The organism is Nonomuraea sp. NPDC026600, from assembly GCF_040638335.1.
Lineage (GTDB): Bacteria > Actinomycetota > Actinomycetes > Streptosporangiales > Streptosporangiaceae > Nonomuraea.
Genome location: NZ_JBEZYD010000003.1, coordinates 383,002 through 398,019, shown reverse-complemented (window position 1 = coordinate 398,019; position 15,018 = coordinate 383,002). Strand labels below are relative to the sequence as shown.

The following is a 15,018-nucleotide window of genomic DNA, read 5'->3' as shown; positions in this document are numbered from 1 at the left end:
ACGGAGCGTAGCGACCAGAGCGACGGGGGAAGACGGCGGCATCGGGCGACCGAGCCCGCCTCACGAAGTGAGGCCATAAACAGGGTTGTGCGATCATCGTCGGGTGTGGCGACGTCTCGGTGTGCTCGACTGGATCCGGATCGGGCTGCTCGCGCTCGGCCTGCTCTTCGTGGCGACCGGGCTGCTCCCGTGGCGGGAGGCCGCCGGGAGCATGGACGAGATCGGGCCGTTGCTCGTCTTCCTGGTCGGGATCATCGTGCTGGCGGAGTTGACCAAGGAGGCCCAGGTCTTCGACGCCATCGCGGCGCGGATGGCGGTGCTGGGGCGGGGTAACTACGTCGCGCTCTTCTTCCTCTGTACCGCCTTCGCCTCATTTATTACGATATTTCTTAATCTCGATACGACTGCGGTGCTGCTCACCCCGGTCATGCTGGCGCTGGCGCCCAGGGCGCGCATCGCCGCGCTGCCCCTGGCGATGACCACGATCTGGCTGGCCAACACCGCCAGCCTGCTGCTCCCGGTCTCCAACCTGACGAACCTGCTCGGCATCAACAAGATCGCTCTCGACGCGCAGCAGTTCGCCGCGCGGATGTGGGCGCCGCAGATCGTCTCGATCGCCGTGACGATGGCCTTCCTCTGGGTCTTCTACTGGCGCCGGGGCCAGCGTCGCGACCTGCGTTACACGCCGCCCGTGCTGGAGCCGGTCGCCGACCGCGTGCTGTTCGCCGCCGCGGGCGCGGGCTGCCTGCTGTTCATCGGCGCGCTGCTGCTCAAGGTCCAGGTCGGCGCGGCCGCCATGGCGGCCGCGCTGGTCGTCGTCGTGGCGTTCTTCGTGCGCGACCGCGCCCGGCTGACGTGGAGCCTGATCCCCTGGCAACTGCTGATCTTCGTGACGGGCCTGTTCCTGGTGGTGCCCACCCTCAGCCGGTACGGCCTGGCCGACCTGATGCGCTGGATGATCGGCGCCGAGGAGGATCCCTACCGGACGGCGGCGGTGGGCGCCGGGTTGTCCAACCTGATCAACAACCTGCCCGCCTTCCAGGCCATCGCGAGCGTCATCCCGTCGAGCGACCAGGATCGGCTGCTGTCCCTGCTGGTCGGCACGAACGTGGGGCCGGTGATCACGCCGTGGGCGTCGCTGGCGACGCTGCTCTGGTTCGAGTCGTGCCGCCGCCACGACGTACGGGTCCCGATGCGCCGCTTCCTGGCCACCGGCGCGGGGCTGGCGGTCGTCGGCATGGTCACCACCGTCTGGGCCCTTGTCACCTTCGGCTGACCACCCGCCGCCGTGGCACGCACGGTCGCAAGGGCAAGGTCACATAGCGGCTCGGGTGCGCAGCAGGTCGAGGAGGCCGGGCATGGCGCTCGGGTGGGTGGCGACGAAGCTGCGGTCGTCGGGCGTGCCGTCGAACCCCTCCTCGAACGGCCCGCCGTCGAGCGCCCGGATCTCGATGCCCGCCTCCCGCGCGATGAGCGCCCCCGCGGGCAGGTCGATCGCCTCGGCCCGGTAGCCGACGATGCCGTCGATGTCGCCTCTGGCCAGCATCGCCCAGGACAGCAGTGGCGCCCACAGCCGCAGCACGCGCCTGGCGCGCAGCTCCAAGGCGTGCGTGATGGCCTGCGCCGTCGTGTCGCTCCTGGACACGGAGTAGCCCTGGGTCCACGCCAGCAGCGGGCCGTGCGGCGAGGGGTTGTGCGGCGGCGCCAGCCGTACCCCCGAGGAGGTGACGGCGCCGCGGTCGCGGATCGCGGACCAGGTCTGGGCCGAGACCGGGTCGTGCACCACGCCCAGCATGGGGCGTCCCGAGCGGCACAGGGCCAGGCCGACGACGTAGGCGGGCAGGCCGATCACCACGTTGTTCGTGCCGTCGAGCGGGTCGATCAGCCATGTCCACTCGCCACCGGCGGCGCCCAGCAGGCCCGACTCCTCGGCGATGACCGAGTGTGCCGGGAAAGCGGTGAGGACGCGCTCGACCAGCAGCTTCTCCGAGGCCAGGTCGAGCTCGGTGACCACGTCGCCCGAGCCGCCCTTGGGCCGGGCGCCGAGCGCGCCGCGGGTGCCGGCCACGAGCAGCTCGCCCGCGGCCTCGGCGGCGGCGACGGCGACCGCGCGAGCGTGATCCAGATCCATCGGGCATCCCTCAACTCAGGTGGGCGGCTATCAGGCGGACGGCGAGTGCTGTCTCCTCGTCGTCCAGCGGCTGCCTGGACACGTGGTGGTCGCCGGTGCCGAGCGGGCCCAGCGACAGATCGCGGCTGCCCGGACGGCCGCGGCCGAGCGCGATCGTGGCCGCCTCGCCGCCCTCCGGCACCACGCTGCTGTGGAAACGGCCCGCGGGCAGCGTGTAGGTGTCGCCGGGGCCGAACACCTCCACCAGCCCCGTCTCCTGCCGCACGGTCCGGCCGGTGGGCGTGATGCGGTCGCCGTCGGCGGCGCTGACCACCTCGAACACCCGGTGCGTGGCGTCGCGCACCGCGTCGGTGACCTCCACGTGCACGTTGTGTACCTGGCCGTAGAGCACGTGGCTGAACAGGTCCCAGCTGTGGCAGTGGATGCCCGACGTGGTGCTCTCCGCGTGCGCGAACGTGGCCGACCACAGATGGAGACATACCCCGTCGCCGCCGTCTCGCTCAAGCGGCAGGCAGACGAAGCCGAGCGGGTGGCGTACGGCCCTGATGCGGGGGCCCGACAGCGCCGCCAGCGCCCAGGGGCGGGCCCGTCCCCGGGCGAGCTGCTGGTGGACGCCGCGATGACTCATGTGTCGTACGGATTCCTGGCGCGCAGCGCCTTGCGGGCGATGTCGACGACGTCGCGGTCGTCGTAGGACCTGGGCAGCGGGACGGAGATCCGGGTGAACAGCTCCTGTACCTCCTCGACGGTGGGTTCGTCGCTCAGCTGCACCTTCTTGTACATCTCCAGCGGCACCAGCCGCGCCTGCTCGAAGCTGAGCCGCAGCTCGGTGTCGCAGTTCTCGAAGTAGAAGGTGCCGGCCAGCGCGGTCATCGCCCGGTTGGGGTCCTCGACCGTCATGATCAGGCGGGTGGTCGACAGGTCCCAGCGGAACGTCGTCATCGTGGACGACAAGCCGATGCCGATGTCGAGCAGCCCGTAGCGCTGGCGGTGCCAGAAGGCGGCCAGGATCGTGGCGTACGACTCCTTCCTGGCCCGGTCGGCCGTCCACGTCTCGCCGGTGCCGTCGGGCACGTCGGACAGGGAGCGGCGGTAGTGGGCGTAGGTCTCGCACACCTCGACGTTGGACGGGTCGATGACCTCGATCCTGACCGTGAGGTGGCGCTTGACCTTCCTGGCCGCCGCCACGCACTCGGGCAGGGTGACCGCCCGCAGGTAGGTGCCGGTGCCGCCCTTGAAGCTCCACCTCGTGGTGTCCTTGCGGGCGTCGGCGTGCGCCTGCGCGATCTCCTGCCGGCTGCCGAGCACCCTGACCAGCTGGAGGGAGTCGAGTGCCCGCCGGGTGCCGGTGACCAGGCTCTCGATCTCCTCGAGCCGGGCCAGGCGCACGGGCAGCTGGGCGAGCGCGCCGGAGGTGACGGTCTCCTCCAGCGGTGCCTGGCGCGCCCGGTCGCGGAGCAGCGCGGTGGCCACCAGCGCCAGGATCACCAGGGTCGCGGCGCTGACGAGCTGCTTCTGGACGTCGTCGCCTTCCTTGCCGAAGATCGTGTCGGGCATGATGCCGAGCACGCCGACCACGATGGCCAGACCGAGCGCGATCGCACCGTCGGCGTTCTGAGCCGCCCATGGGGCGATCCGCTTCAGCGCCGCCGTGAACCGTGCCATCGCTTGCCCCGCATCCGACGATCAGACAGTTCCGCAATCATGGTAACGACCGCTACAAGCGCGCGGATAGAGCGTGCCTCCTCCCCTGGGATGACCTGACATCTCCCCCTAATAGGTAAGGCGCGGAGACCAACAGATCTCTACGCTTGCTCCCCAGGGGTGGGGAATGAGGGGATTTTTATCGAGCTTTCGCGCGGGTTCTCTGGCGCTGGCGCTGGTCGTTCACACGGTGTGCCCGGTGCGGCCAGCCCTCGCCGCCGCGCCGTCCGAATCGGTGCTGGGGGAGCGGTTCGTGCAGGTCGTCGCCCATCCGGACGACGATCTGCTGTTCATGAGCCCCGACCTGTACGGCGGGGTGCGGGGCGAACGGCCGAGCATCACCGTCTACCTCACCGCGGGCGAGGGCACCGCGGGGCTGGACGATCAGCATGATCCGTTCGTGTACGCGCGGGACCGCGTGGCGGGCCTGCGCGCCGCGTACGCCCACCTGGCGGGGGTGCGCAACGCGTGGCGCACCAAGGTGATGACGGCCGGGCGGCTGGCCGTCCAGGTGGACTCCCTGGCCGAGCGGCCACGGGTCATGCTGATCTTCGTCGGGCTGCCGGACGGCGGCGACCCGCGCGCCGACGGCGGCCGTGACGCGCTGACCAGGTTATGGGCGGGCCGGAACTGCGTGCACCCCTTCGGCGGTGCCGACCGGCCGTGTGTGAGCCGGGAGGACGTGGTGCTGCTGCTGCGGGCCATCTACCGCAAGTACCACGCGAACGTGGTCCGCACGCTCGACCCGGACCCGCCGCCGCGCTGCCGCATGTGCGACCACCCCGACCACGTGGCCTCCGCCCGCTTCGCGGCCGCCGCCGCCGAGCACACACAGGTGCGCCTGGTGGCCTATCGGGGTTACCCGATGACGGTCTGGGCGCCGAACGTGCCGTGGCGGATGCGCGAGCTCAAGCGCGAGATCTTCGGCGTCTACCGGAGCCACGACTACCGGGCCAGGTCCGGCTGGCACTACGGGGCCTGGTTCGAACGCATGTACAAGATCAACGACCACGGTCCTCGGCACTGACGTTCCCCAGCCGCTGGGCGGCCCGAGCTGTCGCTCGACGCCGCCCGGCGGCTGGGATCAGGGCTCAGAGCCAGCCGCGGCGGCGGGCCATCTGCTCCAGGGCGTGCTGCAGCGCCTGGTCCGCCGAGCCCGGATGGTCGTCATAACGGACCGTGAACCGGTTGTAGGCGTCGTGGCTGGAGGTCAGGAAGCCGCCGCGCTTGTCGGCCTCCAGGATGACGTCCATCTGCCGCGGCCCGGCGATGAACGTCAGCTCCAGCTCGTTGAAGTGCCGCCGCCACTGCCCGCCCGCGTAGTACTCGATCTCCTGGAAGAACGGCATCGTCGAGCCGCGCAGCGTGCCGCGTTCGAGGTCGGCCTTCTTGAAGCCGAAGCCCAGGCGGTCGAGCGCGGCCAGGACGTGCTCCTGCGCGGGCAGCGGGTTGACGAACAGCGGGTCGAGGTCGCCCTTGTCCATCGCGCCGGCCAGCGCCAGCTCCGTCTGCACGCCCAGCCGCATGCCGTGCAGCGGGTGGCCGCCGACGGCGCTGATCGGCGTCTCCCACGGGATGACGATCTCGAACGGCTGGCTGTGCTGCGCGCCGGCGGTGAGCTGGAAGGTCCCGGCGACCTGCCGTCGCAGGAAGCCGTAGCTGGTCTTGTACTCCTCGTCGCCGCGCTCCACCTCGACCACCGCGGTCAGGTCGAGGTAGATGCCCTCGACCTTGTAGTCGGCGCCGCCGCCGCGGAAGTGCACCACGCCGCGTAACGTCTGGCCGGGCCGTACACCGCTGTCGGTCAGTACCGTGTCTACTTCGACGCCCGCGCCGAACGCGGCCATCAGTTTGCGAAACACCATGGGGGTTCTCCTATGACCCGGGGGTCTCTCCGTTGTGATGGCCCGTGAAGCGGGGGAGCAACTGGGCCAGGAGCAAGGTCGACAGTGCGGAGTCGCCGGATCCCTGCTGGGTGCGGACCACCAGCGGCTGGGGGGCGTTCTCCGCCAGTTTGGCACCCACGTCGAGGCGCCTGCGGGCCAGCTCGTACTGCAGCACGGCCCGGTTGTCGCGGTAGGAGGCGGCCAGCCTGCGCAGGGCCTTGGCCTCGTTCTCGGCGGAGGTCAGCTCGGCGCGGCCGCGGGCCTCGATCTCCCAGCGCACCCGCTGCGCCTCCGTCGCCTGTTCTTCCAGCATGCGCGCCACGTCCTTGCGCGCGGTGTTGTGCGCGGCCTTGACCTCGACCACGCGGGCGTCACGGGTCTTCTTGGACCGCTCGATCTCCATGAGCAGGGTGTCGATGCGGCGCTTGCGGGTCAGCTCCCACTCGCGCTCGTAGGCCGACAGCTCCTTGGCCACCTTCTCGCGGGTGGCCAGGTGCTGCTGGTACTGGTCAGGCAACTGCACGTCGGGGATGTTGGCGCCGGTGATGCGCACGCCGTAGCGGCCGAGCTGGCGGTTGAGCGCCTCCTGCATGTCGCCCACGTCGGAGCCGCGCAGGTCGTACGCGCGCTCGGTGTTGACCCGGCGGCTGCGCTGCCTGATCGCGTCCTGTACGGCGCTCGACAGCACCAGGTCGAAGTTGCCCGCGCCGATCGTGCGGACGAACGCGACCGGGTCCACGATGCGGAACTTGAGGAAGAACTCGATCGACTTCAGCGGCACGTTCTCGGCCGTCGGGCAGGCCACGATCGGCGCCGAGTACGGGATCTCGGTGGAGGTGTCGACGACCGCGTCCACCCGGTCCCACGGCAGCCACAGGTAGTGGCGGCCCGGCGGGAGCATGCCGGTGATGGCGCCCCAGCGGCTGCGTACGCCGGTGGTGCCCTCCTCGATCTCGATGATCGCCCGGCGCCACATCCAGACCAGCGCGACGGCCAGGAAGAACACCGCGGCCAGCGAGGCCGTCATGACGAGGTTGCCCATCACCGCCATCCCGGCGAAGTAGACGGCGACGAAGATCAGCGTCATCCAGGCGAAGCCGCGCCTGTCCTTGGGGATCACGACGGGCACGAGCTGGCCCTGCTCGCCACCGCGCAACAACTGGCGGATGTCGGACCAGGAGGCCAGCGACTCCTTGATCTTCGAGAACTCGCGGCTCATCGGACCTCACCCTCGATGGTCGGCAGCGCGGCGGCGAGTTCGGGCTCCGGCGCCTCGGTCACCTCTTCGGCGACCTTCCTGAGCAGTTCGGTGATCTCCGCCTCCCTGTCCTCCACGCGCTTGCCGATCTCGCCCAGCCGGCCCCGGATGGCGGCCATGTCCTCGGCTGAGAACAGCGCCGCCCCCTTGCCGCCGACCAGCTGCTGGGCCAGCGCCAGGAAGTCGATGTCGGTGTGCTCGCCCACCTGCACCACCTGCGGCAGCCGGGTCGCGACCGACTCCAGCTTGTCCAGCAGGTCCTGCTGGAAGCGGTAGTCGAGGATCTCCGGCGCCTCGGCCGCGCTGAGCGCCCTGATGTCCAGCGCCTGCGCCTCCAGCAGCGCCGAGTTGGCGTTGGCGGAGGACTCCGCCTCGACCAGGCGCTGCCTGGCCTGTGCCTTGGCCTGGTGGGAGGCCCGCTCCAGCGCCGTGTCCATGCGCGCCTGGTAGCCGGCGATCTCCGCCTGGATCGCGCTCAGCGTCTCCTGCAGCCCGGCCAGTTCCTTGATCAGGTCGCCCTCGTTCTGCTCCTTGCGCAGTTGCAGCTCGTACTCGTAGGTGTAGGCCTCCTTGGCGACGCGCACCATCTCGGGCGCGGCCAGGTCCATCCGGTACTCCTGGCTGGACGGCTCGGCGTGCGTGATGTTCACGTCGGTGAGGCGTACGGCGGGCAGGAACTGCTGGTTGAGGTTGTCCAGCATGCCCAGCGTGCTCTCGCCCACCAGGTCGTAGATGTCCTCGGCCCGCTGGGCGTAGATGAGCGAGCGGGTGACCTCGCTGATGGCGTTCTGCAGCTTGGACTGGAAGCCGCTGACCGAGCCGAGCACGAAGATGAACTCCGCCGGGTTCTCGATCCGGAACTGCAGGAACAGGTCGACGCTCGCCTTGACGCCCTGCTGGGTGGGGGCCTCGCTGATGGGGGCGTTGAACGGGTACTCGCGGGTGGTGTTGACGATGTAGCTGACCCGCTTCCACGGGTTGAACAGCGTCACCCGGCCGGGGTCGGCGATCTGCACCAGCTTGCCGAACTTGGTGATCAGCGCCTTGCAGCCCTCGGGCACCATCACCACGCTGCGCCGCCACCACAGGAAGGCGGCGGCCAGGATCAGGACGACCCAGTAGTGCGGGCCGAAGAACACGTCGGTTCGGGGTATGACGTTGCCGAGCGCGCCGATCAGGCCGAGCACCACCAGGATGCCCAGCGGCACGACCACTTTCGCGGTGGTTCCCTTGGGGATCACCACCGGCGAGATCACGTGCATGCCGTTCTCGGCGAAGCTGCGGTTGATGATCTCGCCGGCCTCGTTCAGCGACGCCGTCCGAGCCTCGATCAGCGTGCCCACCGACACGCCGCCGTCACGGGCGGCCGCGAAGTCGTACGGGTTGAGCGTGAAGCCCTGGGCCTGACCGGTCCACTGGCCCGCCTGATTCACGGCCTGCCCGACGGCCTGACGAATGTCACCGCCTTGAACGACCGCTTGGGCTATGCCCTGACCTGCCTGGATCAATGCCTCTCTGGGTCGTGACATTGCACCTTCCTCTTCCGCTACGGGCGATTCCGACCGTATCGGGTGACACTTACTGTTCGCTTGCAAGCGGTCATCGCACTCCTCTTGCAATTGATAGTAGGTGTGCTACCAATGTAGTAGACCTACTATCGGGAGGATCTGATGAAGGTCATGAGGGAGCTGGATGAAGGCTCCGGGTTGACGGACCCGACGGATCCCGCCGTCATCGAGGTCCGTGATCTGCGCATGCGCTACGGGCCGGTGGAGGTGCTCCAGGGCGTCGACTTCACCGTGCACGCGGGCGAGGTGATCGCGCTGCTCGGCCCGAACGGCGCGGGCAAGACGACCACGATCGAGATCCTCGAAGGCTTCCGGGTACGTTCCGGCGGCGACGCACGCGTGCTCGGCACCGACCCGGCCCACGGCGACGAGCGGTGGCGGGCCCGGCTCGGTGTGGTGCTGCAGTCGTGGCGCGACCACGGCCGCTGGCGGGTCCGCCACCTGCTCGACCACTTCGGCCGCTACTACGCGCCGTACTCGGACGAGGGCCGGATCCGCCCGCTCCCCACCGACGAACTGCTGGCCGCCGTCGGCCTCACCGAACACGCCGACAAGCGGGTCGCCCGGCTCTCCGGCGGGCAGCGCCGCCGCCTCGACGTCGCCATCGGCATCGTCGGGCGCCCTGACGTGCTGTTCCTCGACGAGCCCACCGCCGGGTTCGACCCGCAGGCCCGCCGCGACTTCCACGACCTCGTGCACCGGCTGTCGGACCTCGACGACACCACCATCCTGCTCACCACTCACGACCTGGACGAGGCTGAGAAGCTCGCCGACCGGATCCTCATCCTGGCCGGCGGGAAGATCGTCGCCGACGGCAGCGCCGACCGCCTGGCCCGCCAGGTCTCCCGCGACGCGCAGGTGCGCTGGAGCGTCGGCGGCGAGCACTTCGTCCATGCCACCGACGACGCCACCGGCTTCGTCCGCGACCTGTTCGCCCAGCACGGCGAGGAGATCGGCGATCTGGAGGTACGGCGGGCGACGCTCGAGGACACCTACATGGCGATCGTCAGAAGGGAAGAAGCATGAACCCCACGCTGCACGCCGCCCGGCTCGGGGTGTCCCGTGGCTGGACCGAGTTCAAGAACGCCCTGGTCAACCCGCAGGAAATCGGCTTCACCGTCGTCACCTCGGTCGCCTTGGTCGTCGTGATGTACTTCCAGCGGGACGCGACGCTGCCCGGCACGTCCATCTCGCTGGCCGCGGTCACCCTGCCGAGCATCCTCGGAATGCTGACCGCCTTCAACGCCCTGCTCGGCGCGGTCGGCGCACTGGCCGTCGAACGTGAGGACGGCACCCTGCTGCGGGCCAAGGCCCTGCCGCAGGGCATGGTCGGCTATCTGGTCGGCCGCATCGTGTCGGTGTCGCTCACCACCGTGATCAGCGTGCTGATCGTGCTCGTGGCCGGGCTGTTCCTGGTGCCATCGCTGACGCGCACCGGGCCGGGCGGCTGGCTGACCATGGCCTGGGTGATCCTGCTCGGGCTGCTGGCCACGCTGCCGCTGGGCGCGATCATCGGCTCGCTGGCCAACAGCCCGCAGACGGCTGCCGGGCTGTCGATGCTCGCCGTCGGCGGCCTCACCGCCGTCTCCGGGATCTTCTACCCGCTGACGGCACTGGCGGGCTGGCTGCAGGCGCTGGCGCACGTGTTCCCGCTGTACTGGCTGGGGCTCGGGATGCGCTCGGCCCTGTCGCCCGCCTCCGCCGCGGCCGCGGAGATCGGCGGCTCCTGGCACACCCTGGAGACGATCGGCGTACTCGGCGCCTGGTCCGTGGCCGGCCTGCTGCTGGCGCCGCCGATCCTGCGCAGGATGGCCCGGCGCGAGGCCGGCTCGCTGATGCAGCTGCGCCGCGACCGAGCACTGCAACGTATCGGCTGATCGGCTGAGAAGATGGGCGGCGATGAGCGAGATCGTCTACAACCGCATCGCGTTGCTGCGCGCCGAACGCGGTGTCACCCGCCGACAACTCGCCGACGCTCTGGGCGTGCACTACCAGACCGTGGGCTATCTGGAACGCGGCGAATACAGCCCCAGCCTCTACCTGGCGCTGCGGATCGCCGAATACTTCGAGGTGTCGGTCGAGATTGTCTTCTCCACCACCCCTTTTCCACGGATCGGGGAACGGTCCGCCTGACCTTCACCCAAGGTCCTCCGCTTCGCTCCGGACGTCCTTCCCCCCGCCCGTTACCCGATTCGGTGGTTGGCCGTCTGATGCCCGCCCGCCCACAACGGCCCTCCGCTTCGCTCCGGACGTCCTCCCAGGCGGGCTGACGCCCGCCCCCTGAAGGACCTCGCTGCGCTCGGACCGCCTTCCAGCACGCTTCGCCGGGTCGGCTGGTTGGGGCGGGCAGATTATGGCGGCACCATCGTCGAGACCTTCTACAGTGCTGCTATGTCGACACATGACCACACTGCCGCAAACATCTCCCACGGCTGGCAGACGTCGCTGGAACAGGCCTTCGGAGTCCTGCTGGGCCGTCCGTTGTCGAGCTTCGACCCCACCGATGCCTACGCGGCCTACTACGGCGGCAACTGGCTCTACGAAACCGACGCGCGCACGGATGCCGCATGGCTGGACCCAGCCGCGCTGGCCGGCGAAACAACACTGGCCATGGAGCATCTCCTCCTCAACGGAGAGATGGACTACGCGCCTTTGCGGTTCGACGCAAAGGAGTCATGGTTCGGAGTGGACCCGCAAGGGCTCCCTGAGGCTTTCGCCCGCGACCTGGACGCCATGAGTCTGCCCTCCTCCGATCTCATCCGCGGTGCCGATCTGGGGCAGCTGCTGCAACGACACAGCGTCGACCTGACCGCGTCGCACCTGCCGGAGGACGTCTGGTACCTCTACGAAGCGCGCATCGCCTCCAACGGCACGCTCCTGGACGCTCTCCGAGTCGCGACCGGCATCGGCGCCGGCCCCGAAAGCCTCGTCCCTTACGAGGGCAAGATCGACGCGGAAGGAGAGGAACAGATCGCCGCTGTGACCGACGCGGCGCTCCGCGCGCACCTGCGCGGCTTCTGCGACCCCTCGTCGATCGCGGATCTCAGCTATCTGGGCGCCGACGCCGACAACCCGCTGGAGCGGTTCGAGTGTTCGGTGGTAGCCGGCTGGGTCGGCGCCATCGATCAGTACGAGATCACGGTGGTGCAGCTCGGCGACCTCGTCTCCGGCGATCGCCCCACGGCTGGATGAACGTACGGCCAGGCATGTCTCCAGGGAATGAACTGTTGCCGGTGCTCGCCAAGCGGACCTGTGGTTCCCGAAGAACGGTGATCGGTTTCTCTGGGCCACGCTCCAAGACCTGCGCCGCTCGCTCCTCGACCCGCCCCGCCGGCTCCGGCCACGCACCGCCGCCCGGGAAGGCGACCGCCCCGGGAAAGTCAGTGCCCACCAAGAAGCCGGCACCGCGCTCGCCCGCTTCGGCACCCGATTCCGGAGCCTTTGCCTGTCCCGTTCATAGTGCTCACCGTTCCACCTGTTCGCATGCTAGAAATGGGAGTTCGCCCGTGATCTAGGAAGGGGCGTTCGTGAGGATCGGGTCCGTGAAGCGGCCTGAACGTGTTGCCGTCATCGGAGTGGGCATCCTCGGAGCCAGCGTGGGCTGGAACCTGTCCCGGCACGGCGCCAAGGTGATCTTCATCGACGCGGGCCAGCCGGGTGAAGGCGTCACCAACTGGTCTTTCTCGTGGGTCAATGCCAGCAACAAGACCGCGCGCAAGTCCTACTTCGACCTGAACGTCGCGGGCATGGCAGCCTACCGTGAGCTTGCCAGGACCATCGGGCCGGACTCATGGTGGCATCCCAGCGGCCACCTGCGCTGGGCAGACGATCCCGCAGCGGAGGCGAAGCTCCTGAAAACAGCCGGACTGCTGGCCGGCTGGAACTACCGGGTCGAGGTGTGCACGGGGGCCGAGGTGCGCCGCCGCCTCGAACCTGCTCTCACGATGCCCGGCGAGGTTCCAGTCGTGTTCTACCCCGACGAAGCCTGGGTGCACGGACGTCATCTCGTCGGCCGCCTGGTCGGCCAGGCCGTTGCATCCGGCGCCGAGCACCGGTCCGGCACCGCCGTCTGTGACATCGGCACCGATACCGACGGGAGCATCCGGACAGTTGCTCTATCCGATGGGAGCCGTCTCGACGTCGACACCGTCGTGAACGCAGCGGGCCCCGGCGCCTCCCACGTCGCCGAGCTCATCGCACGGCGCTTGCCGATGCGCCGGGAACCCGGCGTCGTCACCCGGATCAGCTGCGCTCAGGTCCCGGTTCGCCGGGCCATGCACGCGCCGCACATCGAGATCCGTCCTGACGGAGACGCTTCGGTGGTCCTCCACAGCCGTGAGATCGACGCACTCATCGACACAGGCGAAGATCCAGCGGAACTCGCACGGCTGCTCCACGAATCGGCGCGGCACGTCGTTCCCGAGCTCGGCGACTCCCGCATCGTAGAGACACGGGTAGTCGACCGGCCCATCCCGGCCGACGGATACCCCTCGGTGGGAGCGGTGCCGTCTGTGCCGGGCTACTACGAGGCCGTTTCCCACAGCGGCATCACGCTCGGGCCGGTGATCGGCCGGTTGCTTGCTTCGGAGATCCTCAGCGGGAAGAGAGATGAGATGCTTGCGGACTTCCGCCCGGAGCGGTTCCCCCCGTGACGGCCCGAGCAAGCGGCACCACCTGACATCACCATGACGCCGGAACCGCGCCCGTCCCTTTTGCACCGGATTCCGGACGCCGCCCCAGGCCGTACCTCAGCGACGAAGGAGAATCGAGGTGCGCGCGGGGGTCTGCTCACATCAACCGGAGCGGTCGGTCAACTGGGATCAAAGGATCTTTAAGGCAACCCCTGCGATAGGCGGCTGGGGTGACACCGTAGGTGCGGGTGAACCATCGGGTGAGATGGGCTTGGTCCGCGAAGCCGGCGTCGGCGGCCGCCGACGCCGGTGACGCGCCCTCGGCCAGGAGCGCACGAGCTCGGCGCAACCGCAGATCGCGTTGGTAGTCGCTGGGGGCGAAGCCGTACGCCGCGCGGAAGCCCCGGTACAGCGCGAAGCGACTGCAATCGGCCACTCGGGCCAGCTCGTCGGCGGCGATGTTCTCGGCGAATCGCTGCCGCAGCAGACCGCGGGCCCGTGCCATGGAGGCCAGCTCCACTCGGCCCTGCCGGTCCGGCAGACGTGCCGGACGCGTGGCGGCGTCGCGGGACAGGGCCAGCACGGCGGCGGTGAGGCGTTCCTCGACGACCAGGCGGGGTGCGTTCTCGACGACCGCGGTGTGGAGGCGGGCCACGGCTCGGGCCAGGGCCGGGTCGTCCACCACCGGGGTGTCGAAGAGCGGCAGCCCGGCGCGGCCGGGAGCCGCGTCGTCGAGGACGTCCCGGAGCAGATCCTCGCCGACGTGCAGCATCCGGTAGCGGTACCCGTGGTGGACGGCCGACTGTCCGTCGTGTGGCTCGTCCGGATTGAACGCCATGACCAGTCCGGCCGCGCTGACGTGCCGCTCTCCCCTGCACGCGAACGATTGGGCGCCGTCGTCGGTGACTCCGAAGGAGTATGTGTCGTGGGCGTGCATCGGATAGGCGTAGTGCTCGAAGCGGGCGTGCATGGCCTCCAGCGCAAGCCCGGGAACCCGCCAGTAGGCAGCGCGTTCTCCGAAAGACGGCATCGCTCCATTGTGCCGCACGAGCGTTCAAGCCCCCGGACCTGCTCAAGGCGCACCCTGGACACACATCGCCGCAACCAGCGAAGGAATCACCAGAATGACCGGGAACGTCTCAGTACCACCAACGAGCCTTCACGGGACGGAGCGGGTCCGCCTGGCCGTCTACCACGGATTCGCCCGCACCGGCCGTGCTCCGAGCGTGCCGGAACTGGCCGCACTCACCGGACTCGCCTCCGACCAGGTGCGTCAGGAACTACGCACCCTTCACGGAAGCCATGATGTGGTCCTGAACCCGCAGGACAACGACCAGGTCGTGATGGCCCACCCCTTCGCGTCCGTGCCGCTCGGCTTCTCCGTCATGGGGGCGCGCACACTGTGGTGGGGCGGCTGCGCCTGGGACTCGTTCGCCATCCCCCATCTGCTCCAGAACGAGCCCGACGTCCTGGTCGCCACCCGCTGTCCGGCCTGCGACACCCCACACGCCTGGGCGGTCGGCCGAGACGCACCCCCGCGAGGCGACCAGGTAGCCCATTTCCGCACCCCCATGCACCGGGCCTGGGACGATGTCGTCCACACCTGCGCCAACCAGCGCCTGTTCTGCTCCACTGACTGCGTCGGCACCTGGCTGCGGCGAACGGGCCAGGAGCGCGGATACGTCATGGATCTGGGCACCCTGTGGCGGCTCGCCCGCGACTGGTACACCGGACGCCTGGAACCGGGCTACACCCGCCGCGACCTCGCCTCCGCCACCGCCTACTTCGCCGAGGTCGGCCTGCACGGATCTTTCTGGGGGCTGCCCGACTGAGGTCTTCG

15 protein-coding genes are annotated in these 15,018 nt (G+C 69.5%); 8 read left to right on the top strand and 7 right to left on the bottom strand.

The features are described 5' to 3' along the window. Positions 1 to 103: 103 nt before the first annotated feature. Positions 104 to 1,276, top strand: coding sequence for an SLC13 family permease (locus AB0F17_RS08985; RefSeq protein WP_358018648.1), 1,173 nt, complete (start codon positions 104 to 106; stop codon positions 1,274 to 1,276). Positions 1,277 to 1,315: 39 nt separating this feature from the next. On the opposite strand, the gene AB0F17_RS08980 is transcribed toward AB0F17_RS08985, so the two are convergent. Genes AB0F17_RS08980 through AB0F17_RS08970 form a run of 3 tightly spaced genes read right to left on the bottom strand, consistent with a single transcriptional unit; the run spans position 1,316 to position 3,796 of the window. Next, positions 1,316 to 2,131: an inositol monophosphatase family protein gene (locus AB0F17_RS08980; RefSeq protein ID WP_358018645.1), complete on the bottom strand. Its 816-nt coding sequence runs from the start codon at positions 2,129 to 2,131 to the stop codon at positions 1,316 to 1,318. A 10-nt stretch (positions 2,132 to 2,141) separates the two neighbouring features. Further along, positions 2,142 to 2,759: a hypothetical protein gene (locus tag AB0F17_RS08975; RefSeq protein ID WP_358018642.1), complete on the bottom strand. Its 618-nt coding sequence runs from the start codon at positions 2,757 to 2,759 to the stop codon at positions 2,142 to 2,144. Next, complete coding sequence (locus AB0F17_RS08970) at positions 2,756 to 3,796, bottom strand: hypothetical protein (protein ID WP_358018639.1); 1,041 nt, start codon at positions 3,794 to 3,796, stop codon at positions 2,756 to 2,758. The genes AB0F17_RS08975 and AB0F17_RS08970 overlap by 4 nt, the downstream gene beginning before the upstream one ends. Before the next feature lie 238 nt (positions 3,797 to 4,034). Between AB0F17_RS08970 and AB0F17_RS08965 the strand changes: the two genes are divergently transcribed. Further along, positions 4,035 to 4,862, top strand: a complete 828-nt coding sequence (locus AB0F17_RS08965; RefSeq protein ID WP_358018636.1) for a PIG-L family deacetylase — start codon at positions 4,035 to 4,037, stop codon at positions 4,860 to 4,862. 64 nt (positions 4,863 to 4,926) lie between these two features. Here AB0F17_RS08965 and AB0F17_RS08960 read toward each other — a convergent pair whose 3' ends face one another. The 3 genes from AB0F17_RS08960 to AB0F17_RS08950 are packed head-to-tail and all read right to left on the bottom strand — an operon-like array spanning position 4,927 to position 8,508. Further along, entirely contained in the window at positions 4,927 to 5,700 is a 774-nt protein-coding gene (locus AB0F17_RS08960; protein ID WP_358018633.1) for a sporulation protein, read from the bottom strand. Positions 5,701 to 5,710: 10 nt separating this feature from the next. Next, positions 5,711 to 6,940 carry an SPFH domain-containing protein gene (locus AB0F17_RS08955; RefSeq protein ID WP_358018630.1) on the bottom strand — a complete coding sequence of 410 codons (1,230 nt, stop codon included), beginning with the start codon at positions 6,938 to 6,940 and terminating at the stop codon, positions 5,711 to 5,713. Then, entirely contained in the window at positions 6,937 to 8,508 is a 1,572-nt protein-coding gene (locus AB0F17_RS08950; RefSeq protein WP_358018627.1) for an SPFH domain-containing protein, read from the bottom strand. Before AB0F17_RS08950 ends, AB0F17_RS08955 begins: the two co-directional genes overlap by 4 nt. 150 nt (positions 8,509 to 8,658) lie before the next feature. Here AB0F17_RS08950 and AB0F17_RS08945 point away from each other — a divergent pair, with 150 nt between their 5' ends. The 5 genes from AB0F17_RS08945 to AB0F17_RS08925 all read left to right on the top strand — a co-directional run bounded on the left by AB0F17_RS08945 (position 8,659) and on the right by AB0F17_RS08925 (position 13,199). Beyond that, positions 8,659 to 9,573: an ABC transporter ATP-binding protein gene (locus AB0F17_RS08945; RefSeq protein ID WP_358019296.1), complete on the top strand. Its 915-nt coding sequence runs from the start codon at positions 8,659 to 8,661 to the stop codon at positions 9,571 to 9,573. Further along, on the top strand, positions 9,570 to 10,424 hold the full coding sequence (locus tag AB0F17_RS08940) for an ABC transporter permease (RefSeq protein ID WP_358018624.1): 855 nt from the start codon (positions 9,570 to 9,572) through the stop codon (positions 10,422 to 10,424). The genes AB0F17_RS08945 and AB0F17_RS08940 overlap by 4 nt, the downstream gene beginning before the upstream one ends. 22 nt (positions 10,425 to 10,446) lie before the next feature. Then, a complete protein-coding gene (locus tag AB0F17_RS08935; protein ID WP_214637574.1) occupies positions 10,447 to 10,680 on the top strand; it encodes a helix-turn-helix transcriptional regulator in 234 nt (77 codons plus the stop codon). Between the two features lie 204 nt (positions 10,681 to 10,884). Further along, positions 10,885 to 11,739, top strand: a complete 855-nt coding sequence (locus tag AB0F17_RS08930) for a hypothetical protein (protein WP_358018621.1) — start codon at positions 10,885 to 10,887, stop codon at positions 11,737 to 11,739. A 335-nt stretch (positions 11,740 to 12,074) separates the two neighbouring features. Continuing rightward, a complete protein-coding gene (locus AB0F17_RS08925; protein WP_358018618.1) occupies positions 12,075 to 13,199 on the top strand; it encodes an FAD-dependent oxidoreductase in 1,125 nt (374 codons plus the stop codon). A gap of 136 nt (positions 13,200 to 13,335) precedes the next feature. On the opposite strand, the gene AB0F17_RS08920 is transcribed toward AB0F17_RS08925, so the two are convergent. Next, a complete protein-coding gene (locus AB0F17_RS08920; protein ID WP_358018615.1) occupies positions 13,336 to 14,208 on the bottom strand; it encodes an AraC family transcriptional regulator in 873 nt (290 codons plus the stop codon). Between the two features lie 94 nt (positions 14,209 to 14,302). On the opposite strand from AB0F17_RS08920, the gene merB reads away from it, so the two are divergent. After that, positions 14,303 to 15,010 carry an organomercurial lyase gene (merB, locus tag AB0F17_RS08915; RefSeq protein ID WP_358018612.1) on the top strand — a complete coding sequence of 236 codons (708 nt, stop codon included), beginning with the start codon at positions 14,303 to 14,305 and terminating at the stop codon, positions 15,008 to 15,010. Positions 15,011 to 15,018 lie beyond the last annotated feature (8 nt).